Origin of the sequence: Alcanivorax sp. UBA3183 (assembly GCF_002364155.1) — a bacterium.
GTDB classification, from domain to species: domain Bacteria; phylum Pseudomonadota; class Gammaproteobacteria; order Pseudomonadales; family Alcanivoracaceae; genus Alcanivorax; species Alcanivorax jadensis.
In genome coordinates this window covers 71943-97536 of the sequence record NZ_DEXN01000039.1, presented here as the reverse complement: position 1 = coordinate 97536, position 25594 = coordinate 71943, and the positions used below count along the sequence as shown (strand labels likewise).

General features: G+C 60.5%; 23 protein-coding genes and 1 other RNA gene. 12 read left to right on the top strand and 12 right to left on the bottom strand.

The window, feature by feature from the left end; all coding sequences use genetic code 11:
• Positions 1 to 51 precede the first annotated feature (51 nt).
• Entirely contained in the window at positions 52 to 1245 is a 1194-nt protein-coding gene (locus B3Q33_RS12370) for a hypothetical protein (RefSeq protein WP_272963406.1), read from the top strand.
• Here B3Q33_RS12370 and B3Q33_RS12365 read toward each other — a convergent pair.
• Positions 1188 to 1985, bottom strand: a complete 798-nt coding sequence (locus B3Q33_RS12365; protein ID WP_272963405.1) for an ATP-grasp domain-containing protein — start codon at positions 1983 to 1985, stop codon at positions 1188 to 1190. The two genes, B3Q33_RS12370 and B3Q33_RS12365, sit on opposite strands and share 58 nt — an antisense overlap.
• A 137-nt stretch (positions 1986 to 2122) precedes the next feature.
• On the opposite strand from B3Q33_RS12365, the gene B3Q33_RS12360 reads away from it, so the two are divergent.
• The gene (locus B3Q33_RS12360) at positions 2123 to 2890 is read left to right on the top strand and encodes an enoyl-CoA hydratase-related protein (protein ID WP_272963404.1); all 768 of its coding nucleotides are present in this window, start codon (positions 2123 to 2125) and stop codon (positions 2888 to 2890) included.
• Between the two features lie 155 nt (positions 2891 to 3045).
• On the opposite strand, the gene B3Q33_RS12355 is transcribed toward B3Q33_RS12360, so the two are convergent.
• Positions 3046 to 3507 (bottom strand): flavodoxin family protein, encoded by a 462-nt coding sequence (locus B3Q33_RS12355; protein ID WP_272963403.1) that lies wholly within the window; start codon positions 3505 to 3507, stop codon positions 3046 to 3048.
• Between the two features lie 273 nt (positions 3508 to 3780).
• Positions 3781 to 4275: an Lrp/AsnC family transcriptional regulator gene (locus tag B3Q33_RS12350; protein ID WP_286827801.1), complete on the bottom strand. Its 495-nt coding sequence runs from the start codon at positions 4273 to 4275 to the stop codon at positions 3781 to 3783.
• Between the two features lie 300 nt (positions 4276 to 4575).
• Between B3Q33_RS12350 and B3Q33_RS12345 the strand changes: the two genes are divergently transcribed.
• On the top strand, positions 4576 to 6258 hold the full coding sequence (locus tag B3Q33_RS12345; protein WP_286827796.1) for a 2-isopropylmalate synthase: 1683 nt from the start codon (positions 4576 to 4578) through the stop codon (positions 6256 to 6258).
• A 167-nt stretch (positions 6259 to 6425) separates the two neighbouring features.
• Here the strand turns inward: B3Q33_RS12345 and B3Q33_RS12340 are convergent, their stop codons facing one another.
• From B3Q33_RS12340 to mtgA, 3 genes are read right to left on the bottom strand one after another with little or no spacing between them, the layout of a single operon-like run.
• On the bottom strand, positions 6426 to 7115 hold the full coding sequence (locus B3Q33_RS12340) for a type 1 glutamine amidotransferase (RefSeq protein WP_272963401.1): 690 nt from the start codon (positions 7113 to 7115) through the stop codon (positions 6426 to 6428).
• Positions 7116 to 7144: 29 nt separating this feature from the next.
• Positions 7145 to 8479, bottom strand: a complete 1335-nt coding sequence (locus B3Q33_RS12335) for an META domain-containing protein (RefSeq protein ID WP_272963400.1) — start codon at positions 8477 to 8479, stop codon at positions 7145 to 7147.
• Positions 8476 to 9210 (bottom strand): monofunctional biosynthetic peptidoglycan transglycosylase, encoded by a 735-nt coding sequence (mtgA, locus tag B3Q33_RS12330; protein ID WP_272963399.1) that lies wholly within the window; start codon positions 9208 to 9210, stop codon positions 8476 to 8478. Before mtgA ends, B3Q33_RS12335 begins: the two co-directional genes overlap by 4 nt.
• A gap of 208 nt (positions 9211 to 9418) precedes the next feature.
• On the opposite strand from mtgA, the gene B3Q33_RS12325 reads away from it, so the two are divergent.
• The 5 genes from B3Q33_RS12325 (at position 9419) to B3Q33_RS12305 (ending at position 16783) form a co-directional block, all read left to right on the top strand.
• Positions 9419 to 12001, top strand: a complete 2583-nt coding sequence (locus B3Q33_RS12325; protein ID WP_272974753.1) for an EAL domain-containing protein — start codon at positions 9419 to 9421, stop codon at positions 11999 to 12001.
• A gap of 186 nt (positions 12002 to 12187) precedes the next feature.
• On the top strand, positions 12188 to 13708 hold the full coding sequence (locus B3Q33_RS12320) for a cryptochrome/photolyase family protein (protein ID WP_272963397.1): 1521 nt from the start codon (positions 12188 to 12190) through the stop codon (positions 13706 to 13708).
• Positions 13705 to 13860 carry a DUF2256 domain-containing protein gene (locus B3Q33_RS12315; RefSeq protein WP_272963396.1) on the top strand — a complete coding sequence of 52 codons (156 nt, stop codon included), beginning with the start codon at positions 13705 to 13707 and terminating at the stop codon, positions 13858 to 13860. Before B3Q33_RS12320 ends, B3Q33_RS12315 begins: the two co-directional genes overlap by 4 nt.
• Positions 13857 to 15281 (top strand): DASH family cryptochrome, encoded by a 1425-nt coding sequence (locus B3Q33_RS12310; protein ID WP_272963395.1) that lies wholly within the window; start codon positions 13857 to 13859, stop codon positions 15279 to 15281. The genes B3Q33_RS12315 and B3Q33_RS12310 overlap by 4 nt, the downstream gene beginning before the upstream one ends.
• Positions 15278 to 16783, top strand: a complete 1506-nt coding sequence (locus tag B3Q33_RS12305; RefSeq protein ID WP_272963394.1) for an FAD-binding domain-containing protein — start codon at positions 15278 to 15280, stop codon at positions 16781 to 16783. The genes B3Q33_RS12310 and B3Q33_RS12305 overlap by 4 nt, the downstream gene beginning before the upstream one ends.
• 150 nt (positions 16784 to 16933) lie before the next feature.
• Here B3Q33_RS12305 and B3Q33_RS12300 read toward each other — a convergent pair whose 3' ends face one another.
• From B3Q33_RS12300 to ssrA, 4 genes are all read right to left on the bottom strand, one after another.
• Positions 16934 to 18754: a S8 family serine peptidase gene (locus B3Q33_RS12300; RefSeq protein ID WP_272963393.1), complete on the bottom strand. Its 1821-nt coding sequence runs from the start codon at positions 18752 to 18754 to the stop codon at positions 16934 to 16936.
• Between the two features lie 171 nt (positions 18755 to 18925).
• Positions 18926 to 19282: a roadblock/LC7 domain-containing protein gene (locus tag B3Q33_RS12295; RefSeq protein WP_272963392.1), complete on the bottom strand. Its 357-nt coding sequence runs from the start codon at positions 19280 to 19282 to the stop codon at positions 18926 to 18928.
• A 161-nt stretch (positions 19283 to 19443) separates the two neighbouring features.
• Positions 19444 to 20418 carry a calcium/sodium antiporter gene (locus B3Q33_RS12290; RefSeq protein ID WP_272963391.1) on the bottom strand — a complete coding sequence of 325 codons (975 nt, stop codon included), beginning with the start codon at positions 20416 to 20418 and terminating at the stop codon, positions 19444 to 19446.
• Positions 20419 to 20687: 269 nt separating this feature from the next.
• Positions 20688 to 21044, bottom strand: a transfer-messenger RNA (tmRNA) gene (gene ssrA / locus B3Q33_RS12285).
• Positions 21045 to 21445: 401 nt separating this feature from the next.
• On the opposite strand from ssrA, the gene B3Q33_RS12280 reads away from it, so the two are divergent.
• A complete protein-coding gene (locus tag B3Q33_RS12280) occupies positions 21446 to 21727 on the top strand; it encodes a hypothetical protein (protein WP_035248390.1) in 282 nt (93 codons plus the stop codon).
• Between the two features lie 61 nt (positions 21728 to 21788).
• On the opposite strand, the gene smpB is transcribed toward B3Q33_RS12280, so the two are convergent.
• Positions 21789 to 22271, bottom strand: a complete 483-nt coding sequence (gene smpB, locus B3Q33_RS12275) for an SsrA-binding protein SmpB (RefSeq protein ID WP_035248392.1) — start codon at positions 22269 to 22271, stop codon at positions 21789 to 21791.
• A 141-nt stretch (positions 22272 to 22412) separates the two neighbouring features.
• On the opposite strand from smpB, the gene B3Q33_RS12270 reads away from it, so the two are divergent.
• Both B3Q33_RS12270 and B3Q33_RS12265 read left to right on the top strand, forming a co-directional pair.
• Positions 22413 to 23954: a sodium-dependent transporter gene (locus B3Q33_RS12270; RefSeq protein ID WP_272963390.1), complete on the top strand. Its 1542-nt coding sequence runs from the start codon at positions 22413 to 22415 to the stop codon at positions 23952 to 23954.
• Positions 23954 to 24253, top strand: coding sequence for an RnfH family protein (locus B3Q33_RS12265; protein ID WP_035248393.1), 300 nt, complete (start codon positions 23954 to 23956; stop codon positions 24251 to 24253). Before B3Q33_RS12270 ends, B3Q33_RS12265 begins: the two co-directional genes overlap by 1 nt.
• 9 nt (positions 24254 to 24262) lie before the next feature.
• On the opposite strand, the gene B3Q33_RS12260 is transcribed toward B3Q33_RS12265, so the two are convergent.
• On the bottom strand, positions 24263 to 24760 hold the full coding sequence (locus tag B3Q33_RS12260) for an outer membrane protein assembly factor BamE (protein ID WP_272963389.1): 498 nt from the start codon (positions 24758 to 24760) through the stop codon (positions 24263 to 24265).
• Positions 24761 to 25035: 275 nt separating this feature from the next.
• On the opposite strand from B3Q33_RS12260, the gene fur reads away from it, so the two are divergent.
• Positions 25036 to 25437: a ferric iron uptake transcriptional regulator gene (gene fur / locus B3Q33_RS12255; RefSeq protein WP_035248394.1), complete on the top strand. Its 402-nt coding sequence runs from the start codon at positions 25036 to 25038 to the stop codon at positions 25435 to 25437.
• The last annotated feature ends 157 nt before the right edge of the window (positions 25438 to 25594 follow it).

The window sequence follows — 25594 nt, the reverse complement described above, 5'->3', positions numbered from 1 at the left end:
TTCCTGTCGCGCTATACTGCGCGCAAGCTCAATACTACGGAATGCAACTCTATGTCCCTGTGGGAACAATGGCGGCCATGGATTCGGCAACAACGCAGCCTGCTGCGTGAGTTGATCCTGATGCTGCTGGCCATGCTGGTGGTCGGTGTCTATTTTCTTGAGCACTTCTCTGCGCGGCTTGAGCAGGAGCGTAAGGTACAGCTGCAGGCGCTGGCCGAACAGACTGCCCGCCGGGCTGCCGAGGCCCTGGCCAGCGATGACTCCATCAGCATCAACCTGATCGGTCGTGAAACCGTGCAGCTGGCCCCGGTGGCCGGGGTGCGCTTTCTGGATGCGGCGGATATTCAGGTGGGGCTGTCCGGAGTGTCACGCTCGGATTTGGTGGTCTCGGTGCCGGTGGCGTTGCCGGACGGGGAGCTGGCCGGCACTTTGACCCTGCTGGGTGATACCAGTGCCCTGCCGCGCCAGCGGCTGGAAGCCGGCTTTGTGCTGGCCGTATTGTGCCTGTTGCTGCTGCGCGTGGCTGTTGCCCTGATTCAGCAACGGTTGCTGCCGCCTCCGCTGGAGCCTGAAGAACCGACGCCAGTGGAGCCCCCTGCAGCATCACCGCTGGCCACGCCTGCATCGACGCAGGCGCTGGCCGAGCCCTTGCCGGAAGGCGCTGAGCCACTGGCCCAGCTGCGCCTGAGCATCGTCAATTTTGAACATATCCGTCAGCGTTATACCCAGGCGGCCATGGCCGAGGTGCTGGCGGATTATCAGCAGATTCTCGACAAGGTGGCGGGTATCTATGGTGGCCGGGTAGGCCAAAGGGTAGGCGATCAGGCCGGGCTGTTTTTCTATCAGGAGCCGGCGTCCCGCTGTGCGTTTTCCGCGCTGTGCGCGGGCCTGCTGTTCCTCCGTGTAGTGCGCCTGCTGGCGCCGTTACGCAAGCAGCAGGGCAAGCCACCACTGGAATTCAAGGCGCTGGTCACCACCGATAGGGGCCAGCAGGAAGCCTGGTCCCTCTGTGTGGCAGGGGTGCCGGGTCGGCTGAATGTGCCGGAAGCACAATTGGCCGCCACCGAGCTGGATGTGAAAGCCCTGTACCAGCCGGAAAAGGCCCAGGTGGTTACCGCTGGCGATCATAAGGTACGGCTACAGCCGGTTGAGCAGTTGGCTCACCGTTACCAGAACCTGCTGCGCACTCAGGCGGATACCTTGCTGTCCGAAGAGGGCGGCGACGATGGCTCGCCCAGCAGGTAGCGGCTCATGGCCTGTTGAACCCGCTGATTGAGGTCGGGGATGCCGGTGTTGCCGAACAGGCGATTGAATTCCAGGATGTAGGGGTGGCCATCCACCATGGCCACATCAAAGCCGGCATGGTTGATGCCGAGATAACGGGCCAGCCCCTCCACCAGGGAAATGGCATTGTCCGGTACCGACATATCGGTACGCACGCGCCCGCCCTGGCTCACGTTGTTCAGAAAGCCCACTCCTTCCCGCCAGTAGCTGGCCACCACTTCCTCGCCCACCACCACCACGCGCAGGTCGCGCACAATGGGCAGTAGCTTCTGTATATAGAGCACGGCTTCGCGCTCCGCATAATCCAGAAACTGCTGGCGGTTCTCGATCAGGTAGACGCCCATGCCTTGGCTGGAGCGCACTGATTTGGCCACAAACGGAAACCGCCATTGATCCAGCACTTGGCCAATGCCGTACTTGTCGGAAGCCACAATCAGGGTTTCCGGCACATGCTCAGGGCAGGCGGTTTGCAGAGCTCGGGTCATTTCCACCTTGTCGTGGCCCAAGTGGTAACTGCTCAGGCTGGGGAAGATGGGGCGCTTGAGCACATAGTGCAGACTGTTGATCTGCCAGAAGCCGGGAAACAGTAACCAGTCTGCTTCCGCCAGGGTCTCGCGGTGCTGGTTCATGTGTTCCGGCTTGATATAACGCACGCCGGGCAGACCCAAGGTGCGGAAAGGATCGAAAGTGATCAGTTTCACGGTGACGATCTCAGGAGAGGTGCGCTTTTTTAAGGTGCTTTGACCGGCTGGTCAATACCCTTTGTCGGTATTCGTCCTTGGCATGGGCGGAGCGGGCGGCTAGCCTTGCCCGACAAATAATGATTGGGAGAGCTGTCGTGACCTTGCCGACATTGGAAAGTGATCTGATTCTGGTGAAACACACCGAATCAGTGTTGGAAATTACCCTGAACCGCCCGGATAAACTGAACGCCCTCACCGGCGCCATGTACCGGGACATGATCGCCCTGCTCCATACCGCGGAACAGAGCGATGAGATTCGCGTGGTACTGTTTGCTGCCGAAGGAAAATCTTTCAGTGCCGGCAACGATCTGGTGGACTTCCTCAATGCCAAGCCCGGTGAAGTGGGTGAGGCGGCGAATTTCATCAAGGCCATTTATGCTTTCCCGAAAGTAGTGGTCGCTGCTGTTCAGGGCAATGCAGTGGGCGTGGGCACCACCATGCTGCTGCACATGGATATGGTAGTAGCCTCCGATGATGCCAAGTTCATCACTCCTTTTGCCGATCTCGGTGCGGTACCGGAAGCCGGTTCCGCCAAGCTGCTGCCGGACTGGCTGGGCTATCAGCGCGCCGCCCGCATGTTGCTGCTGGGTGAGCCGATGCTGGCACAGGAAGCCTTCGAGGCTGGCCTGATCGCCAAGGTGGTGGGTCGTGAGGACCTGCAATCCACCGCCCGCGGTTGGGTCGACACCCTGGCAAAGAAACCCCCCAAGGCCCTGCGCGAGAGCAAACGGTTGATGCGTCAGGCGATCAGCAAGCCGCTGCAGGATGTACTCGAGGAAGATCTGGCCCTGTTTGGTGAAATGCTACAGGGCGATGAGGCGAAGGCGGTGTTGGCGGCCATGGTGAACAAGAGCAAGGGGTAAGGCAGCTGTGAGCTTCTAGCTGCTAGCGACTAGACGCGGGTTGGCTTGTCAGTAATGGAGAGTCTGTGCCCGCGCCCATGGTTGGGCGCGGGCACGGACATTCAGATCCCCAAGAGTTCTACCGCGCCTCGAAGCTAGCAGCTAGAAGCTCGTAGCTAAAGAACCCCCGCATCCAGCCCCGCCGCCAGATACATCCCCAGCTCTTCTACCTGCTGCTCGAAGGCATCCTGCCACTCGCCGCGCAGTACCATTGGGTCCTGTACCCAGTTCCAGCGCAGCCCTGTAGCAATGCTTTCCACGGCTCGACGGGTGCCGGTGCCGTCCTGGCCGGCACGGATGTAGAGAGCGCAGGGGAGTCCCTGCTTTTCTTCCAGCACCGGGTAATAGCTGCGGTCGAAAAAATCCTTCAGGGCGCCACTCATGTAGCCCAGGTTTTCCGTGGTGCCGAGCAGAATGGCGTCGCAGGCCAGCACATCCTCGGGTCCCGCTTCCAGAGGCGGCTTCACCGTGACGGACACGTTCTCGATATCTTCATGGCCGGCACCCCGGGCGGCGGCGTCGCGCAGTTTCAGGGTGTTCGGCGACGGGGCGTGGGCGACGATCAATAGTTTTTTCATGGTCTCGCAACTCTACGCATTTGATAGTGCCAGCATATCAGTTAGGGCCGGGCCATCTGTAGGAGCGTCGCTTGACGCATGACAACGCCCTGGCCACGAAGCAACGGTAGGAGCACCTCTTGAGGTGCGAATCCGAGCCTTGGCGAAGGAGGCGGTATGCCGATGGCAATGCATTCTGGACGTGCTGCTGTTGCATGCTGGTTCTTTGCATCACGTCTGTTCGCACCTCAAGAGGTGCTCCTACAAGGGAGTCAGGGTTTGCGAGTGCGAGAGCTACGTCTCCACATAATTCAACGGCAATGCCGCCGTATCCACCACCCGGCGCATGACAAAGCTGGAATGCACCCCGCTGACACCTTCGATGCGAGTGATCTTGTTGAGCAGGAAATGTTGGTAGCCATCAATATCCGGCACCACCACTTTCAGTAGGTAGTCGGCTTCCTGGCCGGTGACCAGGTAGCACTGCTGCACTTCCGGATAGCTGGCCACCTTCTCCTCGAAGTTGGCGAAACGCTCGGGGGTGTGGCGGTCCATGCTGATCTGGATGATCACGGTCAGGTCCAGGCCCAGCTTGCGGGCGTCCAGCACGGTCTCTCTTTTGAGAATGATGCCGGCGGCTTCCAGCTTCTGTACCCGCCGGGAACAGGGGGAGGGGGACAGGCCGACGGTTTCCGCCAGCTGCTGGTTGGTAAGCCCGCCGTTATGTTGCAGGGCTTCCAGGATACGCAGGTCAGTGCGGTCCAGTTTTGCCAGTTTCTGCTTTCTCATGATGATTTCAGCCCTTTTTTGCTGTTATTGCGCAATATTATTGCTTATATGGCCGTTTTCTGATGAAAAAAGCAAGCACATTGCCGGTTTGCTGCCGTAAAGTATCTCTCGTGGGGCGATGATGCGAACCGTCAAAAGCGGGCCGCCACTCTTCGTTGCCATCCGTGCCTATTGGCGCGCTGATCGAGACCCGAGATCACAGACAGCGAGTTGTTGGCCCCATCCGGCTCACCCCCTGGATTCGGTCGGGAATTCTCCTTCGGGGGCAGCCGATGCCCCTTTTTGGTTTGAGGAAATGACATGAGCTTTGATCACCGTAAATACCAGCCTTTCCCCGTTATCGACAAACCTGATCGTCGCTGGCCGAGTCAGCGTATCGAGAAAGCCCCGCTGTGGGCGGCGGTGGATCTGCGTGATGGTAACCAGGCGCTGATCAAACCCATGTCCGTGGCCCAGAAGCGTCGCTTTTTTCAGATGCTGGTGGAGCTGGGTTTCAAGGAAATCGAAGTGGGCTTCCCGTCTGCCAGCCAGATCGATTTCGATTTCTGCCGGGCCCTGATCGAAGAAGACCTGGTGCCGGATGACGTGCACATCCAGGTGCTCACCCAAGCCCGGGAAGAGTTGATCGCCCGTACCTTTGAATCCCTCAAGGGGGCGAAGAACGCCATCGTGCATATCTACAATGCCACTTCGCCCACCTTCCGCGAGCAGGTGTTCAGCGTGGACAAGGCCGGCTGCAAGGCGATTGCCGAACGCGCTGCCGGCTGGGTAAAAGCCTGTGCCGCGGCGCAGCCGGAGACCCACTGGAGCTTCCAGTATTCCCCGGAAACCTTCAGTGCCACGGAAACGGATTTCGCCATTGAGGTGATCGATGCGGTGAACGCGGTGTGGCGCCCGGACCAGGGCCAGCGGGTGATCATCAACCTGCCGGCTACCGTGGAGGTGAGCACGCCCAATGTGTTTGCCGATCAGGTGGAGCTGGTCCATGACAGCATTCAGTACCGCGAACATGTGATTATCAGTGTGCACACCCATGATGATCGAGGTTGCGGTGTGGCGGCGGCAGAAATGGCGGTGATGGCGGGAGCGGACCGTGTAGAAGGTACCTTGCTGGGCAACGGCGAGCGTACCGGTAACATGGATCTGGTTACCGCCGGCATGAACCTGTACAGCCAGGGCATCGACCCGCAAATCGACTTCTCACGCACGAAGGAGATTATTGCCCTGGTGGAGGAGATTACCGATATCCAGACCCACCCGCGCCACCCCTATGCCGGTGATCTGGTGTTCAGTGCCTTCTCCGGCAGCCATCAGGATGCTATCCGCAAGTGCCTGGCCCGCTATCAGGAAGGGGATATCTGGCAGGTGGCCTATCTGCCCATCGATCCGGCGGATGTGGGACGTCGCTACGAGGAAGTGGTGCGTATCAATTCCCAGTCCGGCAAGGGCGGGGTGGCCCACGTGCTGGAGCGGGATTTTGGTATCGATCTGCCGCGCTGGTTGCAGCAGGAATTGGCCGGTGTGGTGCAGCGCGATGCGGAAGAGGATGGTGGCGAGATCACCAGCGAGCGGGTGCACCGTCGCTTCAACAGCGATTATCTCAATGTGCCGCTGGGCTGGATGTTGCGCTCCTATGACCTTAACCGCAGCAACGATCAGGTGCAGGCCCAGATCAGCATCGGCGATGCCAGCCAGCCGGTGACCCTGTTGTCCGGCCGCGGCGACGGTGCCATGTCTGCATTGGTGGACGCGCTCAACCGTCGTACCGGTGGCGAGGTGAAGGTGGTGTCCTTCGATGAGTACTCATTGGGCGATAACACCGAAGCCAACGCCATGGCCTGTGTGCGGGTTCAGGTGGTGGAGACGGTGCAGAGTGCCGTGGCTACTGCCGCTGATACGACCGCGGCTGCCTTGCAGGCGATCCTGTCGGCTGTGGGCAGGGTGCAGGAAGGTAGTGAACAGTTAATAGCGGCAGAGAGGTAATTGATAATTGAGAATGGATAATTGATAACGGCGCGAATGAGCCGTTGGGGTTTCTCAAAGCAAAGAGGCCGCGTCCATCGTATGGGCGCGGCCTCGTGCGTTTCTGAGCATGGATTGCTGTCTCGCGACAGTTATCAATTATCCATTCTCAATTATCAATTAATGCTCTAGCGCAGAAAGGTGCTCAACACTCGCCCCAGTAACTGCCGGGCATCCTCAAACCGTTGTTTGTCGGCAAGCATGCTGTCGCGGGGTTCTACCCAGGGGCCGTCTGCCAGATCCTCCGGGCAGGCATCGCACAGGGCGGCGGCATTGTCGGCCTGCAGCTCCAGGTGAAACTGTAAGCCCAGCACATTATCCCCGTAACGAAATGCCTGATTGGGGCAGCCTTTGCTTTCCAGCAGATGTACGGCGCCGTCAGCAATGGCAAAGGTGTCGCCGTGCCAGTGCAGCACCGGCGGGGCGCCGGCAAACAGTTTGCCGATGCTGTCGGATTTGCCGGCACTGGTGGGGTAGACCGGAAACCAGCCGATTTCCCGGTCCGGGTTGGCGGTTACCGGGGCGCCCAGCACCCGGGCAATCAGTTGGGCGCCAAGACAGATACCCAGTACTTTTTTGCCGGCGGCGATGCTGTCGCGTATCAGTGCTTTTTCCGGGGTCATCCAGGCATGGCTGTCATCATCATCGGCCCCCATGGGGCCGCCCATGACCACCAGTACATCAAACTCGCCGGTGTCAGGGAGTGGGTCACCCTGAAACAGCAGCGACTGGCTGATGGTGGCGTCGCGCTCCCGGAACCAGGCGTCCATGGCCCCTAGTTGTTCGAACGGCACATGGGACAGGTAATGGATGCGCATGGTCTTTCCCTCCAGGACTCAGCGGGCGGTTACAGCGCGATGGCCTGGAAACCGGCCAGCGACTGATTGTTGTCATCGAACAGGGTCAGCAACTCGCCGTCGATGCGGAAACCATTGGTCGCTTTCAACGCCTGCAAAAAGGCCTGTTCTCCTGTCATGTCCGGGCACGCCTTACGGGTAGTCGCGATGGCGCCGAAGGAGAGGCTGTCGTTATTGAGTTGATAGCTGCCGTTGAGGCCGTTGCAACCGGCATTGCCATGCACGTTGCCTTCACTGTCCAGGGTCAGGTAGGGCTGTTGTTTACTGCTCGCATCAAGCGTCTTGTCACCGAGCGCACTGAGCTGCCAGCGGGTATTGGTCAGCTCTGCGCTGGGCAGGCGGCAGTCGTCATAGCCGCTTTCCAGGGAAAAGCTTTCCACGATGATGCCACTCTGGGTGCTGCCTTCCTGTTCGCCGGGCACCTTGCGCAGCAGGCCACTGATGGTGGCCACGCGTGGCTGCAGCGGATACTCGCGGGCGGCTTCATAGGCGTCGATCAGGTCGTCGCGCTGGGGGCCGGCCAGTTGCAGGCGGCGATCGCTGTTGCAGAGGATCAGGCTGGTGGTGCCGTACTGGTATACCAGGGCGCCGCGCAGGGTTTCGCTGGCGGTCATTACCGCACTGAGGGGCAGGGTGATATCGGCAAACTGGCCCCGGGTGACGACCAGCGGCGTGGGTTCGGACTCGAAGAACAGGCCGCCGTCGGCAAGGATCTGGCTGCGCACCTGATAGTCGCTATCTGCATTCACTGCGCTGGCCGGGTAATACAGCCGGAAGGGCTGGCTGAGAGCATCGCTGGTCAGGGGGATCAGGCGGCGGATCACCGCCTCGTCGTTGCTGGTGAGCAGGGATACGGTCAGCACCGCCTTGTCGGGCAGTTCGCTATCCTCGGGGAGTTCCACCTTGCCGCTGAGATGACCGACGGCGTCGTTGGCGCGTTGATAGTCGCCGGTGAACAGAGGGCTGTCGGTTTGCTCTTCTTCCCCGGTAGAGGGGGTGGAGGGGCTGAGGCTGAGTGTGTCCTGCTGTTGCTCGCCACTGGCACTCTGGGTTTCCACTGCCAGCCGGCTATTATCCAGATAGCGGAAGGTGAAGGTGCCATCCTGGTTTTCCCAGGTCAGGCCCTGGCGCTGGTTGTCGGCGGGCAGGTAGAAATCGCCGTTTTCTTCCAGTACCAGTGTCTGTTCGCCGTTTTGCCAGGCGCCTACCAGCGGGTTACTGGTGTCACCGGTGGCCGGTGACGAGATCGGCGGAGTGCTGCTGTCATTGTCGCTACAGCCCAGCAGGGCCAGACCGGTCAGGCAAAGTACTACAAACTGCTTCATTGCGTGTTTCCTTGGAGAGGGTCAGGTTCAGACGGGGATGGCAGCGGCAGGTTCCCGGGATCGGGGATGCGCACCAGTGCCATTTGCTCCTGAATCCAGTTGGCCCGTTGTTGTACATAATCGGTCGGGCCCTTGAAATCATAATAATTGGGGCGCGGCAGCATGGCCGCCAGTTGCGACGCCTGGACGATGCTGAGTTCGGCGGCGCTGACCTTAAAATAGTGCCGGGCGGCGGCTTCGGCACCGTAAATCTGGTGGCCCCACTGGGCCACATTCAGATACAGCTCCAGAATGCGGCGTTTGCTCAGGCCGATTTCCAGCATCAACGCGATCATGGCTTCCTGAACCTTGCGGGTATAACTGCGGGCGCCGGAAAGATACAGGTTCTTGGCCAGTTGCTGGGTGATGGTGGAGCCACCGGCCACCGGCTTGCCCGCTTCCATGTTGCGCTGCAGGGCGTAACGGATGCCCTGCCAGTCAAAACCGCTGTGATTGGTGAACTGGGCATCCTCGGAAATCAGTACCGCGCGCTTCAGGTAATCGCTGATCTGATCGTAGTCCCGCCAGTACTGTTGCACCTGCCCCTGAGCCTTGGCCCGCTGCATATAGGCGCTGGCCTCCGGATTCTGGTGTTGCAGGCGCAGCACTTGACCCAGATACCAGAGCTGGGACAGGGCAAAGGCCACAAACAGCAGGGCGAGGCATTGTAGGGCACGGTATCGGAGCGTCATGGTCTGCACAGCCGGGTCGGCGATACTCCTTTTGCGGAAAGCGATTGGCAAGCCGCGGGCGAATGTTGGGGCGGGAGGCCCTCTGATAGTCACCCAATTGTCGGTGAAAGTTCCGGTTTTGTCAGGTGGCGCTGGCAAGTAAGGGCTGGGCAGTTCAAAAAGTGAACAGGTGATCAGGAATCATAATAATCAACAATGGACGTGAACCATGCAGGCTTTGCTGATTGGGGCAGCCGTGGGGGTAGTGGCCCTGGCGGTTATTCTTTTCCGCCGTGAACGAGCCGGGCGAGCGGCCCTGGCGGAGCGGGAAAAACGTTTCAGGCTGACCATGGAGTGTTCGCCGATTGCCATGGCGCTGATGGGCCCGGATGGGCGCTGGTTGGCGGTGAATCGGGCCCTGTGCCGTCTGAGTGGCTACCAGGAAGAAGAGCTACTGGCGAGTTCCTTCCAGCAAATGATCTACCCGGATGACCTGCAGGAGGATCTTCAGCAGCTGGGGGCGTTACTGGCAGGCCGCGTGGATAGCCTTCGGCTGGAAAAGCGCTATGTCACCAAAGCCGGCGAGTTGGTCTGGGTGCGCCTGTCCATTGCCGGTGTCAGTGAAGAGGGTAACGTTCGCTATCTGATTGTTCAGTGCGAGGATATCCAGGCCGCGAAGGACGCCGAGCATGCCCTGGCGGAAAGCCGTCACCAGCTGCAACTGGCCCTGTCTGCCGGAGGCGTGGGGATCTGGCAGTACAACACCGTCACCGGCCAGCTGAACTGGGATGAGCGCATCTACGAGATGTACGGGGTCCAACCCGGGCAGGAGGGCGATGGCACTCTGAAAATCTGGTACGACCGCATTCACCCGGACGACCTGGCTCAGCTGCGCCCCAGGCTGCAACAGGTGATGGACGCTCCCGGCGAGCTGGACGGGGAATTCCGCATCCTCACCCCGGATGGCGAAGAGCGCTATATCCGCGCCCGTGCCGAGACCACCCTGGTCGGCCCCGATAAAGTGCCCCTGATGGTGGGAACCAACTGGGATGTGACCGCAGAACGGACCATGCAGCACTCACTGGCCCACGAGAAGGAAAGCCTGCGGGTAACACTGAATTCCATTGCCGACGGGGTTATCGCCACGGATCAAGGCGGGCGGATTACCTTTATGAATCCGGTGGCGGAATCGCTAACTGGCTGGCGGGAAAGGGATGCCGAGGGTACGCCGGTGGATACGGTGTTGCAGCTCAGTGATGAAGAGGGGCGGCCAACACCTACCAATCCCATTGCTGTGGCCCTGCGCGGTGGCGACATGTGCTTTTTGCGCGAGGACTGTTTTCTGCTGAGCCGCGATGGCAGTCGCTATGAAATCCAGGATTCGGCAGCCCCGGTGAAAACCGCCGACGGTGACGTGAGAGGGGCGGTGATGGTGTTTCGTGATGTGAGCGCCCGCCGGGCCATGCAGAAGAAGCTGCGCTATCACGCCACCCATGATGCGCTGACCGGCCTGACCAACCGGCGCGAATTTGAAAACACCCTGCAGCAGACACTGGATGAAGGCATCGCCGAGCATAGCGTGTTGTGCTTTATCGATCTGGATCGTTTCAAGGTAGTCAACGATACCGCCGGTCATGTGGCCGGCGATGCCCTGTTGCGCGAATGCGCCCGGGTCATAGGCCGTCAGATTCGCGACGGGGATGTGGTGGCCCGGTTGGGAGGAGACGAATTCGGCCTGTTGCTACGTAGCTGCCCGTCGGACAAGGCCGTGCAGATTGCCGAACGACTGATCGCGGCCCTGGGAGACATCCGTTTTGCCTGGAAGGATTCCCTCTACGATATCGGTGCCAGCGTCGGTCTGGTGCAGCTGGATGGCAATCTGATCAGCGTGGAAGAGGCCATGAGTCGGGCAGACGTGGCCTGCTACGCCGCCAAACATCGGGGGCGTAACCGGGTTTCGGTGTACACCCCGGATGACAGCGAAGCCTCTCGCCGGCACCTGGAGCTGCAGATGGCCGCGGGTCTGCGCGAGTCTCTGGAGTCGAATCGCTTTCTGCTCTATGCCCAGGAAATCCGCCCTATCGGCGGGGAAACGGAGGCCTCCCATTACGAAATCCTGTTGCGCCTGCGTGACCGCAACGGCGACATTCTCAACCCCGGTGCCTTTATCCCCGCGGCGGAACGCTACCAGATGATGCCGCACATCGATCGCTGGGTGCTCACTCAGGTGCTGGTTACGCTCAGCGAAGAATTGGCAGCCCTGCCTAACCTGCATCTGGCGATCAATCTGTCAGCCACCTCCCTGGATGATCCCACCTTTATTCCGTTTCTGGAGGAACTGCTTGATCACACTACCGTAGCGCCCGAGCGGCTTACCTTCGAGATCACCGAAACCACCGTGGTCAATCAGCTGTCCAGTGCCAGCGAATTGCTGGCGCGGATTCGCCAGAAGGGCAGCAAGGTGGCGCTGGATGACTTTGGCAGTGGCTTCAGCTCGTTCAATTATCTCAAGCATTTCCAGGTGGACTTCATCAAGATCGATGGCAGCTTCGTGCGCAACCTGCTCTATTCCAGCGTGGACCGCACCATTGTCGAATCCATCAGCGGAGTGGCCCACCGGCTGGGTGTGAAAACCGTGGCGGAGTATGTGGAGGACATTGCCATGATTCCGGTGCTGGAGGAGGCCGGTGTGGACTTTGTGCAGGGCTACGCCATCGGTCGCCCGCAACCACTGACCATGCTGTTCGAGCAACTGGTGGAATCCTCGCTGCTCCAGGGGCGGCAACTGCGGCTGGTGAATCGGGACGCTTGAGTCCGGCAGGGCTTGTTGTCTCCCTGTTCCCAAGACGCCAACAATGAGGGGTTACTCCTTGCCCAAGGTGACCGGCGCCAGGCTGTCATCCGCCTTTCACTTGTGCAGCTCCCGGGTCGGGTTCCTTCACCCGGCGGCCACTCCCCTGACGGCATTCTTGAGCTTTCAGATGTTGCGGGAGAGGTCGTGAAAGTCGGAATCATTCTGGGTGACCAGCTCAGCCTGGCCTTGCCCACGTTGCAGGCGCTGGATAAAACGCGCGACCGGCTGGTGATGGCGGAGGTGCCCGCCGAGGCTACCTACGTGGGCCACCACAAGCAGAAGATTGCCTTTATCTTCAGCGCCATGCGCCACTTCGCCGCAGACCTGCGCGAGGCCGGCTGGCACCTGGATTACTTTGCCTATGGTGAGCATGACCATGGCAGCCTGCCTGAGGTGCTGGGCCCGCTCTGTGAGCAGGCCGAGGAGCTGGTGGTTACCCACTGTGGCGAATACCGTCTGCAGCAGCAGATCGATGAGCAGTGGCCCAGACAGTTATCCTGCCCCGTCACCTGTCTGGAAGACAGTCGATTCCTTTGCTCCCCGGCCTTCTTCCGGCGCTGGGCCAGCGGCAAGAAGCAGCTGCGCATGGAGTTCTTCTACCGGGAAATGCGCCGCCACACCGGCCTGCTCATGGAAGGGGATGAGCCGGTGGGCGGGCAGTGGAATTTCGACGCCAGCAACCGCAAGGCGTACAAGGGGGACGTGCCCTTGCCCCTGGACCTTTCTTTCCCGCGCGATGCCATCGACAAGGACGTGCTGGCGCTGGTCGAGCAGCAGTTCCCGGAGCACATCGGCAACCTGACGGATTTTCGCTGGGGCACCACCGCCGCCCAGGCGCAGCAGGCACTGGCGCACTTCATTGAACAACGACTCCCGCACTTTGGCGATTTTCAGGATGCCATGGTCACCGGAGAGGACACCCTGTTCCACAGCCTGCTGTCGCCCTACCTGAACATCGGTTTGCTGGACCCGCTGGCGGTCTGCCAAGCCGCTGAGCAGGCCTGGTGGGATGGTCTGGCGCCGCTTAATGCGGTGGAAGGGTTTATTCGCCAGATACTGGGCTGGCGGGAATATGTGCGGGGTATCTACTGGCTGCTGATGCCGGATTACGCCACGGAAAACCGCCTCAACAATCAGCGGCCGTTGCCCGGTTATTACTGGAGCGGCAACACCCGCATGCACTGCATGTCCGAGGCCTTGCGCAATACCCTGGACCACGCCTATGCCCATCACATCCAGCGGTTGATGGTCACCGGCAATTTTGCCCTGCTGCTGGGGGTGCTGCCGGAAGCCATTTGCCAGTGGTACCTGGAGGTGTATGCGGATGCCTTCGACTGGGTAGAGCTGCCCAACACCCTGGGCATGGTGATGCATGCCGATGGCGGCTACCTGGGCAGCAAGCCCTATGCGGCGTCCGGCAGTTACATCAATCGCATGTCGGACTACTGCAAGCACTGCCAGTACAACGTCAAAACCGCCAGTGACGATGACAGCTGCCCATTCAACAGCCTCTACTGGCATTTCATTCATCGTCATCGCGGCCAGTTCCAGCACAACCACCGCATGCGGATGATCTATCGCAACCTGGATCGCATGGATCCGGCCAAGGTCAACGCCATGCTGGGTCGGGCGGAACAGTTGCTGGCGGATCCGGAGGCCCTGTGAGCAGCGGCTGGAAGGGCAACAAGGCGGCGCTGCCGCAGAAGACCTGTCCGGTCTGTCAGCGGCCCTTCAGCTGGCGTCGCAAATGGGCGCGGCACTGGGAGCAGGTGGTGTACTGCAGTGAACGCTGTCGCCGCCAGGGGAGAGCGCAATGATTACCGTGGTCTGGTTCCGGCAGGATCTACGCGTGGCGGATCAGCCGCTGCTGCAGCGGGCGGCAAGCCTCTCTCGGCCGGTGCTGGGGCTGTATCTGTTGCCCGACCACTGGTTGCAAGCGGATGCGGATGGCATGGACCGGCTGGGGCCGGCCAAGTCAGCGTTTTTACTGGAAAGCCTCAACGACTTGCAGGCGCAGTTGACGCAACGCGGTCTGGCCCTGCAGTGCCTGCGGGCGGAGCCGGTAACGCTGCTGAGCCACTGGCACGCCCGGCAGCCTTTACAGGTGATAACGGCGGCGGCCCAGGCCCCGGAAGAGGCCGCCATGATTGCCGCGTTGCGACAGGCCGGTATCCGGGTTATCGAGGAAGAGACCCAGACCCTGCTTGCCGCCGACGCCTTGCCCTGGGAGGGATCTTTCCCGGCCACCTTCAGCCGTTTTCGGCGCAAGGTGGATAGTCGCGATGGTGTGCCGGTGTCCCAGCCGGACGGTCCGCCGCCGTCCCTTACCGCCGCCCAGTCATTACCCACGCCTCCCTTCGCCGAGCTTGCCCGTGAGCTTTTGGCGAAACGCGGCCAGCACTGGCAGCGCAATTCCCAGGACTACTTTTCCCTGCACGGTGGAGAGCAGGCGGGCCTGCAATGGCTGGATCATTACCTGTTTGAGACCCGCAGCGTGGACCACTACAAGCAGACCCGGAACCGGCTGATCGGGGAGCATTATTCCAGCCGTTTGAGCGCCTTCCTGGCCTGGGGGAATCTCTCTGTAAGGCGGGTCTGGCAGCGTATTCTCGACTACGAAGCCGGTCATGGCGCCAACCCGGGCAGTGAATGGCTGCGGGTGGAATTGCTGTGGCGGGAGTTTTACCACTGGTCGCTGCGAGAACACGGTGCCCGGGTGTTTCACTATGCCGGGCTCAATGACCAGGCGCCGCGGCGACCGGAACCGGCAACGTCACTGGCCCGTGAATACTGGCAGCGTTGGTGTCAGGCCAACACCGGTCTGCCCTTTATCGACGCCAACCTGCGCGAACTGATGGCCACCGGCTATGCCTCCAACCGGGGGCGGCAGAACCTGGCCAGCTTCTGGGTGCACGACATGGGGCTGGATTGGCGACGGGGTGCCCGCTGGTTTCAGCACTACCTGGTCGACGATGATGTGGCCTCCAACTGGGGCAACTGGGCCTACATCGCCGGCGTGGGGCACGATGCCCGTGGCGGCCGTCGCTTCAGCCCTACCCGCCAGTGCCAGCACTACGATCCCGAGGGCGAGCATCTGCATTACTGGTTGCCCGCCTTGCGCGCACTGTCTGCCCGTCAGTGCCTGTCCCTGCATTTCAGCTTTGGACAGGATGATCCGCTCACGGATTACCCGGCAGCCATGCTGCCGCTTCCAGCTGCGGACCTGAAACTGGCATGACGCTGCAAGTGGTCTGGTTCAAGCGCGACCTGCGCGCGCACGATCACGGCCCGCTGGCCCTCGCCTGCCGGCAGGGCCCGGTGCTGCCTCTGTATATCCTGGAGCCCGGTTACTGGCAGCAGCCGGACACCAGCCTGCGACAGTGGCGTTTTGTGGCGGAAAGCCTGCGTGATTTACGCGGCCAACTGGCCCGGCTGGGGTTGCCGCTGTGGGTGGTGGAAGGGGAGGCAGTCAGCGTGCTGGCGGGCCTGCAACAACGCTTTGGTGACATGGTGCTGCACAGTCATGAGGAATACGGCGGCGCCTGGACCTATGCCCGCGACCGGGCCGTGAAGCAGTGGTGCCGGGAGCAGAGGGTGCCCTGGCATGAGGAAGCCCCCTTCGGCGTCCAGCGTCCCTGTCTGGACCGGGATCACTGGGGAGCACATTGGCAGAATTTCATGACCGGGCCTCTGGCCACACTGCCGTCCACTATTCAGGCGGCGGCCCCCGCCGATCCCTGGCCGCACCTGCACACCGCCCGTGGTGCAGACCAGTCCGATTGCTCGGGGCGTCAGCATGGCGGCACCGATACGGCGGAACCGGTCTGGCAAAGTTTTCTGGAGCGGCGGGCGCGGGGTTATCGCGGCGGCATCAGTGCGCCGCAGAAAGCCGAACACTGCGGGGCGCGCATCAGCCCCTATCTGGCCTGGGGTTGTCTGAGCCTGCGCCGGGTCGTGCAGGAGACCTGGGAGGCGTTGGAGCAGGAAGATGACCCGGCCCTGCGGGCCGGCCTGTCCGCCTTCGAATCGCGCCTCTGGTGGCACTGCCATTTCATCCAGAAACTGGAAGACCAGGTCTCCATGGAGACCTGCAGTGTGCACCCGCTGTTGCGCAACCTGCGCGACGAACCGGGCAACCTGCAGTGGTTGTCGGCCTGGCAAAGCGGTCACACCGGCTGGCCGCTGGTGGATGCGGCCATGCGTTATCTGCATCACCATGGCTGGATCAACTTCCGCATGCGCGCCATGTTGGTCTCCATGGCCTGTTACCCGCTCTGGCTGCACTGGCGTGAACCGGCACTGCACCTGGCGCGCCTGTTTGTGGATTACGAGCCGGGCATTCATTTCCCTCAGGTGCAGATGCAGGCCGGTGTCACCGGTATCAATGCGCTGCGCATGTACAACCCCACCTTGCAGGCCCGCAAGCTGGACCCGGATGGCAGTTTTATCCGCCGCTGGGTGCCAGAGCTGAATCGGGTATCGTCCACCTGGATTCACCAGCCCTGGCAGATGGGCCCGCGTCAGCAACGGGATGCCGGGGTGGTAATCGGTCAGGATTATCCGGCGCCATTGGTGTGTTTTGAGACAGCGGTGCGCGAAGCCCGCCAGCGCCTGGCACAGGCCCGCCAACAGGCAGGTTTCCGGGACGAGAGCCGGATGGTCAACCAGCGTCACGGTAGTCGGCGTCACCGCTCGCGCCGTGCCAGCAAGCCGGACACGTCTCAGTTGTCCCTGTTTTGACAAGGCGAGGAGCTATTCGCGATTGAGGAAACGCGATAACGATGTAACCGGAATCGGTTAACGTCTGTCGCCTTCTTCTCCAAGCCCCCTCCCCCTTGAAACGAAAAAACCACCGCAAGCGGTGGTTTTTCGTTTCAGGGCAAGGCGTGTTTAACGCGGGTTTGCCAACAGCGTATAAGCGCCGGAGCCGCTTTGCGCTGTGACTCGCCAGCGGTAGGTGCCGCTGCCCACCGAGCCGTTCAGCTCTGCCACACCATTTTGCGGTTGCGCACTACCCACCTGGGACCACCGACAGCCGAAAAAGAGGAAGCAGCTACGTTGCTCCAGGGCCAGTGAGAAGGCGCCACCGGCAGGGCTGTACAAGTAGGCCTCCACATTACCTCCACCGTAGCTGAAGCCACCGGAAGGCAAGGTTACGGAGCTGCCATTGCCCAGATTGCCTTCATAGCGGGTGCACTCCGGGCAGGGGTTGCTGGTGTCTTCGCTGATCACGCTCTTGTCGATACTGGCGGTCTGGTTGGCGGTGTCGGTGACGGTCAGCGTCACGGTAAAGTTGCCCGCGGTACCGTAGTCATGACTGATCTGTTCGCCGCTGGCCACATTGCCGTCGCCCAGGGCCCAGTCCCAGGCGGCTACGCCAATATCATCGCTGCTGCCGCTGGCATCGAACTGGCAGATGGTGCCGCTACACTGGGCCGTAAAGGCGGCCGTGGGCAAACGATCCGTCACTGTGCCGCCGTCGTCCTCAGCTACCTGCAACAGGCGGTTGGGCGACTGGCTGCCGGCATTGTTGATCATGCCGGCGGCACTGCCATCGACCAATGCCGCGAACACCTGCTCAGGGCTGGCGCTGGGATTCGTTGCCAGATACACCGCTGCTGCACCGGCGGCATGCGGGGCTGCCATGGAGGTGCCATTCAGGCGCGCGGTCTGGGTGTCGGATTGAAACCAGGCTGAAGTAATGTCGCTACCCGGAGCAAACAGGTCCACACAGGCGCCGAAATTGGAGAACGACGAGCGCTGGTCGGTGCGGGTGGTGGCCCCGACGGTCAGGGCCTCTGCGACCCGGTTGGGGGAGCCGTTACAGGCGTTGGTGTTATCGTTGCCGGCGGCCACCACCATGCTCACCCCTGCGGAGACCGCATTGCGCACGGCCGTATCCAGGGCGCTGGAGCTGCCGCCACCCAAAGACATATTCGCCACGGCGGGTTTGCGGTGATTGCCCGCCACCCAGTCCACCCCGGCAATCACGCCGGAGTTGCTGCCGCTACCGTTACAGTCGAGGACTCGCACGGGAGCAATTTGTGCCTGCTTGGCCACACCGTAAACGGTGCCAGTGGCCGTGCCAGCCACATGGGTGCCGTGGCCATTACAGTCGTTGGTATTGGCCGGGTCGACGCTGCCACCGCCAAACAGGAAACCACCGCCACTGCTGACGAAGTTACGGCCGGGGCTGACCCGTCCGCTGAATTCGTTATGGCTGGCGCGCAGACCGGTGTCGATCACATAGACGGTGACATCGTTGCCGGCGCTGTTGGGGTACTGGTAGCTGCCATCCAGCGGCAGGGCCGGCTGATCCACCCGGTCCAGACCCCAGGTGGCATTTGCCTGGGTAGCGATGGCCTGCACCCGACGGTCCGGTTCCAGGCCGATCACACCGGGCAGCTGCCCCAGTAAGGTGGCCTGCAGATCGGTTAGCCGCACTGTCATGCCAGTGAGCGCATGCTGGTAGGTATAAAGCACTTCGCCGCCACCCACCGTGGCCAGCAGGGTGCGAATGGCCGTGGTCAGGTCTGTGACACCAAGGCGCCGAATAATGTCCGGGGCCAGGGTCACGATGTATTGATTGTCGATGACCTCATTCTGTGTCTGTTGGGCAAAAGACGGTGAGTCATCTGCCCACACGGGGCTGAGCACACTGCCACCCAGTAGCGCCGCCAGCAGGGCGCTAATACCTGTTTTTCTCTGCATGAAGATCCCTCCAAAAGTCGTGTTCTGACCCTAATTAGTACGGGTGTATCTCTCTATGCAATGGCTGTGTTTTTTTGTTGCGCTGAAGACAATTCAGGGGGGCGGAGGCAGCGTGTTTGCTGGGCAGGAAGCATTTTGTGATCTGGGCGTGAAGGCAGGGTGAGTGAAGGACTAAACCAGTCCTCCCAGTGCCGATACGGTTTTCCAGGCGAGCATCTGCATGTGCTGGGAGTTCACCGATGGTCGTGCCATACAGGCAAACACCATATCGTTCACTGGCCAGATACAGATGCATCCCTCCCGGCAGCGGATGAAAATTTCTTCGCTGTGCCCCAGCCGTAACCCGTCGAGTACCCTGTCACAGGCTTTTTTCATCTCGAAGAAAAGCGCGCTCTGCTCGTCGTAATCCAGCCCCTCACCAATATGCACCACCGGCATGCCGTCACTACTGATCAGCGATACCAGCAGAATATCATCGGAGGAATCGTGGAGAGCTTGCAGGGGTGGGGTAAGGGCGGTGAGTTTCATTATTGTTATCCCTGCATGGTGGTTTTCAGATCAGCTTAAGGGCAGGGGTAGCTGGAATCAAAGCCAATAACGGTGTCGCCCGTTATTGGCTGGTGAAAGTAGCCATGCGTCCGATTTACGGTCGCTGGTTCGGCTCGCCATCGGCAAGCCGAATGTGGCGATCACGGTTGGCCGAATACCGTACTGAGCAAGTAAAGGGTATAGCCAACGTAAGCAGCCAGCAGCAAGGTGCCCTCAATGCGGTTGATGCGTCCTTGCCCCCGGAACCCGTAACCGATCACGAATAACGACAGAGTCAGCGCCGCCATGACCAGCATGTCCCGACTGAAGACCTCGGGCCCTACCGCCAATGGCTGAATGGTGCCGGCGATCCCCACCACGGCAAGGGTGTTGAACAGGTTGGAACCCAGGATATTGCCGAGAGCGATATCGTGCTCGCCCTTTCTGGCGGCAATGATCGACGATGCCAGCTCCGGTAGCGACGTGCCCACCGCGATAATGGTCAGGCCGATAATCAGATCGCTGACCCCAAACCCATGGGCAATTTCTACTGCCCCCCAGACCAGCACGCGGGAGCTGACAATCAGCAGCACCAGCCCGGCCACCAGCCAGAAAATGGCCCGCCGCAGGGGCATGGCCAGCACGTCCAGTTCCTGTTCTATCTCGCTGGCCAGTGCATCCTCTTTCTTCTTCATCCCCTGCCAGATCGTCCAGGCCATCAGCGCGCCGAACACACCGAGCAGCACCAGCGCATCAAACCGTGTGATTTCGCCGTCCAGTAACTGCCACGCGGCCAGGCCGGTGACCAGCGCAAGGATGGGCAGCTCCTTGCGCAGCACCTGCGAATGCACCGCGATGGGACTGATCAGCGCGGTAATCCCCAGGATCAGGGCAATGTTGGTGATGTTCGAGCCGTAGGCATTCCCCAGGGCGATGCCCGGATTGCCCTGCGAAGCTGCCAGCGCGGACACCACCATCTCAGGCGCGGAGGTACCGAAACCAACGACCACCATGCCGATCAACAGCGGCGGCATGCCGAAATGCGAGGCGGTGGAGGCGGAGCCTTCCACAAAGCGGTTGGCGCTCCACACCAACAGCAACAAACCAAAAGCGATAGCGGCAGTGGCCAGAATCATAGGGGCAGGCGCTCCTTTAAGCGTCGGTGGACAGGTGGACTGTTTGTCAGGAATTGGACGGGCAAGCGTTGCTGGCTTGCTGTTCGTAGGGCAGAAACCGAAGCGCTCGCCATGGCTGCCAATCTACTCGCTAGCTTAAGGCTGAGAGGCGTCGGAATTAAAGCGGTTAATAGGGTTTGGTCATAGGCGCATGCGGTAGGTAGCCCCGTCATTTCTAGGCGACACAAAAAAGGGCCACCCCATCGGGGTGGCCCTTCTTATTTGCTGTTTGGTGGAGCCGGCGGGAATCGAACCCGCGTCCGTCAGCAATCCATCTGCAGATCTACATGCTTAGCCAAGTTTATTGATTTAAGCCTTCACAACCCAACTGGCAGGACGTGAAAGCCGGGCCCCTAAGAGTTTTAACAGCGCCATCCGGGGCGGACTTTGCTGCGAGCCTGTGTTGCGATGCTCGCCGCTCTTCCCCACAGGCAGGGTCGATTGGCGATAAGCAGGGTTTAAGCTGCTAGTGCGTAAGAATCGTCGTTAGCGATTGCTTTAATGTGCCACAAATGATTTACGAGACTCGTGACCTTCTCGGCATGCACCACAGAATTCAGTACCGGCGTCGAATCCAGGTCGGCCCCTGTGATGGGTTCATTGTAGGTGATGGGGGCAGGGAAGTCGATTCACAAGTGGGGCCGGGGCTGTTCCGGATCGGACATGTTGTGGGGGTAAGCGCCATGAATCATGTTCTAAATGTAACCAGATTGTGAAAAGTGTTACTTTAATACCCGAACACTGTCTGACAATCAGACCCGGAATACTTGTTTTGTCATTTTTCAAGCGCACTATACAGGTGTCATCACGGCACTGTGTCATTGGCCGATGGTGAGGTTGAGCGAGTGATGCTCAGGTAGCCACAAGCCACCATGGAACATCCAGCTCGAAATTGTGTATCACACAATGGCTTTACAGCGAGCCTTGAAATAGACGTTATATAAAGGCCGCTGATCAAAGCATTGTCGTTCATTAAAGGAGAAAGTCGATGAACACGATCTTTCGGTCAGCAGGGCAAGTTTCCGAGAAGGCACTGTCGCCTTTGAAGGCTCAGCCGCTGCTCTACAGAGCGTTGCAACTGGTATTCGCGCTGGCTGCGTATGCAGGTGGTGTGTACCTGGTGGATATGGCGACTCCGGAGGCACGTCTTCCGGTGATTCTGTTCGCCGTTTACTTCCTGCCTGCGGTGCTGCGCGCCTGGCTGCAGTTTTACTGGCAGCTGCGCGGCGACAGCCGGGCTCAGGACGTGAACACCCATCAGTCGGTGTAGCGCCAACCGGTACAGTCTGAAGACAGTGTCACGCGTGCAGGGGGCGGCCCGTTAACCCGGGTTAGCTGCCCTGCCGCATCAGACGCTGCTTCTGACGGTTCCAGTCGCGCTCCTTCTCAGTAGCGCGCTTATCAAACTTCTGCTTACCCTTGGCCAGGGCGATATCGCACTTGGCGAACCCTTTCTTCCAGTACAGGCTCACCGGTACGCAGGTGTAGCCCTCTTTCTGTACGCCACCAAAGATACGTCCCAGTTCGCTGCGATGCAGCAGCAGCTTGCGTGTGCGCACCGGATCCGGGTTGACGTGGGTACTGGCGGCGATCAGGGGCTCGAAGCGAGCACCGAACAGAAAGGCTTCCCCATCCTTGAGCAGGACGTAGGCCTCGGTCAGGTTGCCTTTACCGGCACGCAGTGACTTCGCCTCCCAGCCTTCCAGGACCAGGCCGGCTTCGAAGTGCTCTTCCAGATGATATTCGTGGCGTGCCTTGCGGTTTTGCGCAATGGTGGCCGACGGCGCTTTGGCTTTTTTCTTGGCGTTTCCCATAGGCGAACGATTATAGAGCATGCGTTTCGCGGCTGACAGGGCTTTGTCTGTCAGGACGACGGTGAGTTGTGCATTGGGCTTACTTGAGCCGCCCAGTTAAAAAAAAGACAATAGCGCCACGCTAACGAGGGTAATCCTGTTATGAAGCAAGAGATCAAGCCGGTCCATGGCATGTGGGCCAGCCGTTGGGTGTTTATTCTGGCGGCGACCGGGTCGGCCGTGGGGCTGGGTAACATCTGGCGTTTCCCGTATATCACCGGCGAGAACGGCGGTGGTGCCTTTGTGTTGCTGTACCTGCTGTGTATTGCGGTGGTGGGCATTCCCATCATGGCGGCAGAGGTGATGCTGGGCCGCAAGGGTGGGCTGAGCCCGATCAATTCCATGCGCAAGGTGGCGGCGGACAGCAAGGTGACCCAGCGTTGGGCGGGCATCGGCTATCTGGGCGCGCTGTCGGCGTTTCTGATTCTGTCGTTTTACTCGGCAGTGGCCAGCTGGGCGTTGTATTACGCCTGGGAGGCGGTGCGCGGCGTTTTTGAAGGTATTACCGCGACCCAGTCGGAAGCCCATTTCAACGATATGCTGGCCAACCCCGGATTGCTGCTGGGTTACCACACGCTCTTTATGGTGCTGACCATGGTGGTGGTGGCCCGGGGCGTGAAAGGTGGACTGGAAAAGGCGGTGCAGATTCTGATGCCGCTGTTGTTCGTGCTGCTGCTGGTATTGGTGGGTTACGCGGCGACCACGCCGGGTTTCAAGGAGGGGATTAGCTTCCTGTTTGCCTTTGATTTCTCCAAGTTGACCGGCAAGGCAATCATCGTGGCCGTGGGGCAGGCCTTCTTTACCCTGAGTCTGGGCATGGGCGCGATCATGGCCTATGGGGCGTATATGCCCAAAACGGTGAAGGACAAGAAGACCGGGCGCAGCCGACCGGTGTCGATCATGTCGACCGTAGCGATCATTGCGCTGCTCGATACCCTGGTGGCACTGGGCGCCGGTGTGGCCATGTTCCCGCTGTTGTTCTCAAACGGCCTGGAAGTGAGTCAGGGCCCGGGGATGATGTTTGTGACCCTGCCGCTGGCCTTCGGTCAGATGCCGGGTGGCCTGTTGGTCGGTTCCCTGTTCTTTGTGCTGGTGGTATGTGCCGCCTGGAGCTCGTCCATCAGTCTCGGCGAGCCGGTGGTGGCCTGGCTGGTAGAGCGGGGCTTGAAGCGCCCGATGGCGGCACTGGTGGTGGGCCTGGGGGCCTGGCTGCTGGGTGTCGGCTCGGTGCTGTCCTTTAACGTATGGAAGGATCACACCTTCCTGGTGGGGACTTTCTTCGACAATATGGAATTCCTGTCCACCACGGTAATGTTGCCCCTGGGCGGGCTGCTGATTGCTATCTTTGCGGGGTGGGTGATGAAGGAAACCCAGGCGCGCAAGGAACTGGCCATGCAGAACTTCAAGCTCTATCTGGTATGGCGGGCATTGGTGCGGATTTTTTCACCGGTGGCGGTGATTGCGCTGTTTGTCTATTCCATCTGGGCGACCTTCGCCCCAGAAGAGGAGGCTCAGGCTGCAGAGGCGCCGGCTCAGGAACAGGTGGATGCGGTTACCAGCGATGCGCCGGCGCAGCAGGATACTGCCGCGCCGCTGCCGCAAGAGGGTGGCACTAAGGTGCCCGTGGAGCAGGAGTCCCCTTGATGGCAGGTGATGCGCGTATTCATGTGGAAGTGACCTATGCGCTGCCGGACAAGCAGCGTCTGATCGGCCTGGATGTACCGGAAGGTACTACCATGCTGGAGGCGGCAAAGCTGTCCGGTATCGAAGAGCAGTTCGAAGGGCTGGTGCTGGACAAGGCGCCCATGGGGATTTTCGGCAAGGTGGTGGCCAATCCGGCCGGCCAGGTGCTGAAGCCCGGCGAGCGGGTGGAGATCTACCGCCCGCTGCAGGCGGACCCGAAGCTCAATCGCAAGAAGCGGGCGGCAGAAAAGGCCCGCTGATGGTGCGGATCAGGCTGCTGGTTGGCCTGGGTCGGTCGGTTCCTGAGGCAGCGTTTCCGGATCTGGCGCCGATTGCTGGGTAGCAGGGGCTGGCTCGGGGGTGGTTTCTTCCTGCTTGCGTTGGTCCAGTTTGCGCAGCAATTCGCGGTCTTGCTGCGAGCTGGTTTTCTTGCGGAAGTCCTCGATCACTTCGCCTTCATGGCGGCTGTAGCTGCCATTTTCGAAGTGCAGCACAATCTGCTGACTGACGTTGTCGCCCTTGCCGGGGCGGTAGGTCATCAGATAAAACCATTTGTCAGGGGTGAACGGGTCCACCAGAGTGGGGGCCCCAAGCACGTAGCGAACCTGCTCCGGGCTCATGCCGGGCTGGAGCTCGCCGAGCATTTCCTCGGTGACGAAGTTGCCCTGCGGAATATCGATCCGGTAGACGCCGGGAAAGCGCAAGGAGCTGCAGCCAGTGGTGGCGAGCAGGGCTGTCAGACTGAGGACGGCTAGAATTCGTGGCATGGTTTTTCGACTTCACTAAGTGTTCGGGCGATAATACAGACTTGCAGTAGCGGTACAAGTTTCCCGCTTTTTTCATATCGCCCTGAAACGGTGACTTCAGCGTGGATGCATGGCGTAGGGATTGGTTGCCACAGAGGGTTTTCTGAAGGGGGTCGTATCAGGGATGCGATCGACTGAAAAAAATCCTCTGTGGCGGCAAAGACTTGCATCAGGCGCCTCAGTGAAGTCACGAATTCAGGGGCATCGCCACCTTTTGGCAAATTGGAGCATACGCATTGGATAATCAGGATCTCAGAAAAGCGGGCCTTAAAGTGACCCTGCCGCGGGTGAAAATCCTGCAGCAACTGGAGAAGTCTGAAGAGCGCCACCTGAGCGCCGAAGACATCTACAAGTCGCTGATGGACGCCGGCGAGGATGTGGGGCTGGCCACCGTTTACCGTGTGCTGACTCAGTTCGAGCAGGCGGGCATGGTGTTGCGCCACAACTTCGAGGGTGGCTCTGCCGTTTTCGAGCTGGCAGACGAGGACCATCATGACCATATGGTGTGCATGGAAACCGGCCAGGTGATCGAGTTCATGGATGATGTGATCGAGAAGCGCCAGCACGCCATTGCCGAGGAGCACGGCTACGAAATCATGGACCACTCGCTGGTGCTGTACGTCAAGCCGAAGAAGTAGCGAGGAGGCTGCTTTACATCGCACGCGGGTGTGTCCTGCGTGTGACACGCGGCTGCCCCTCTCTCCCGGTTAGCTCCGTTGGAGCCATGCTTGCATGGCGAAAGCCCCTCGGCGGGCCCGGCGCGGTGATCGGGGCCCTTCGCTTTGCGAGCAAAGC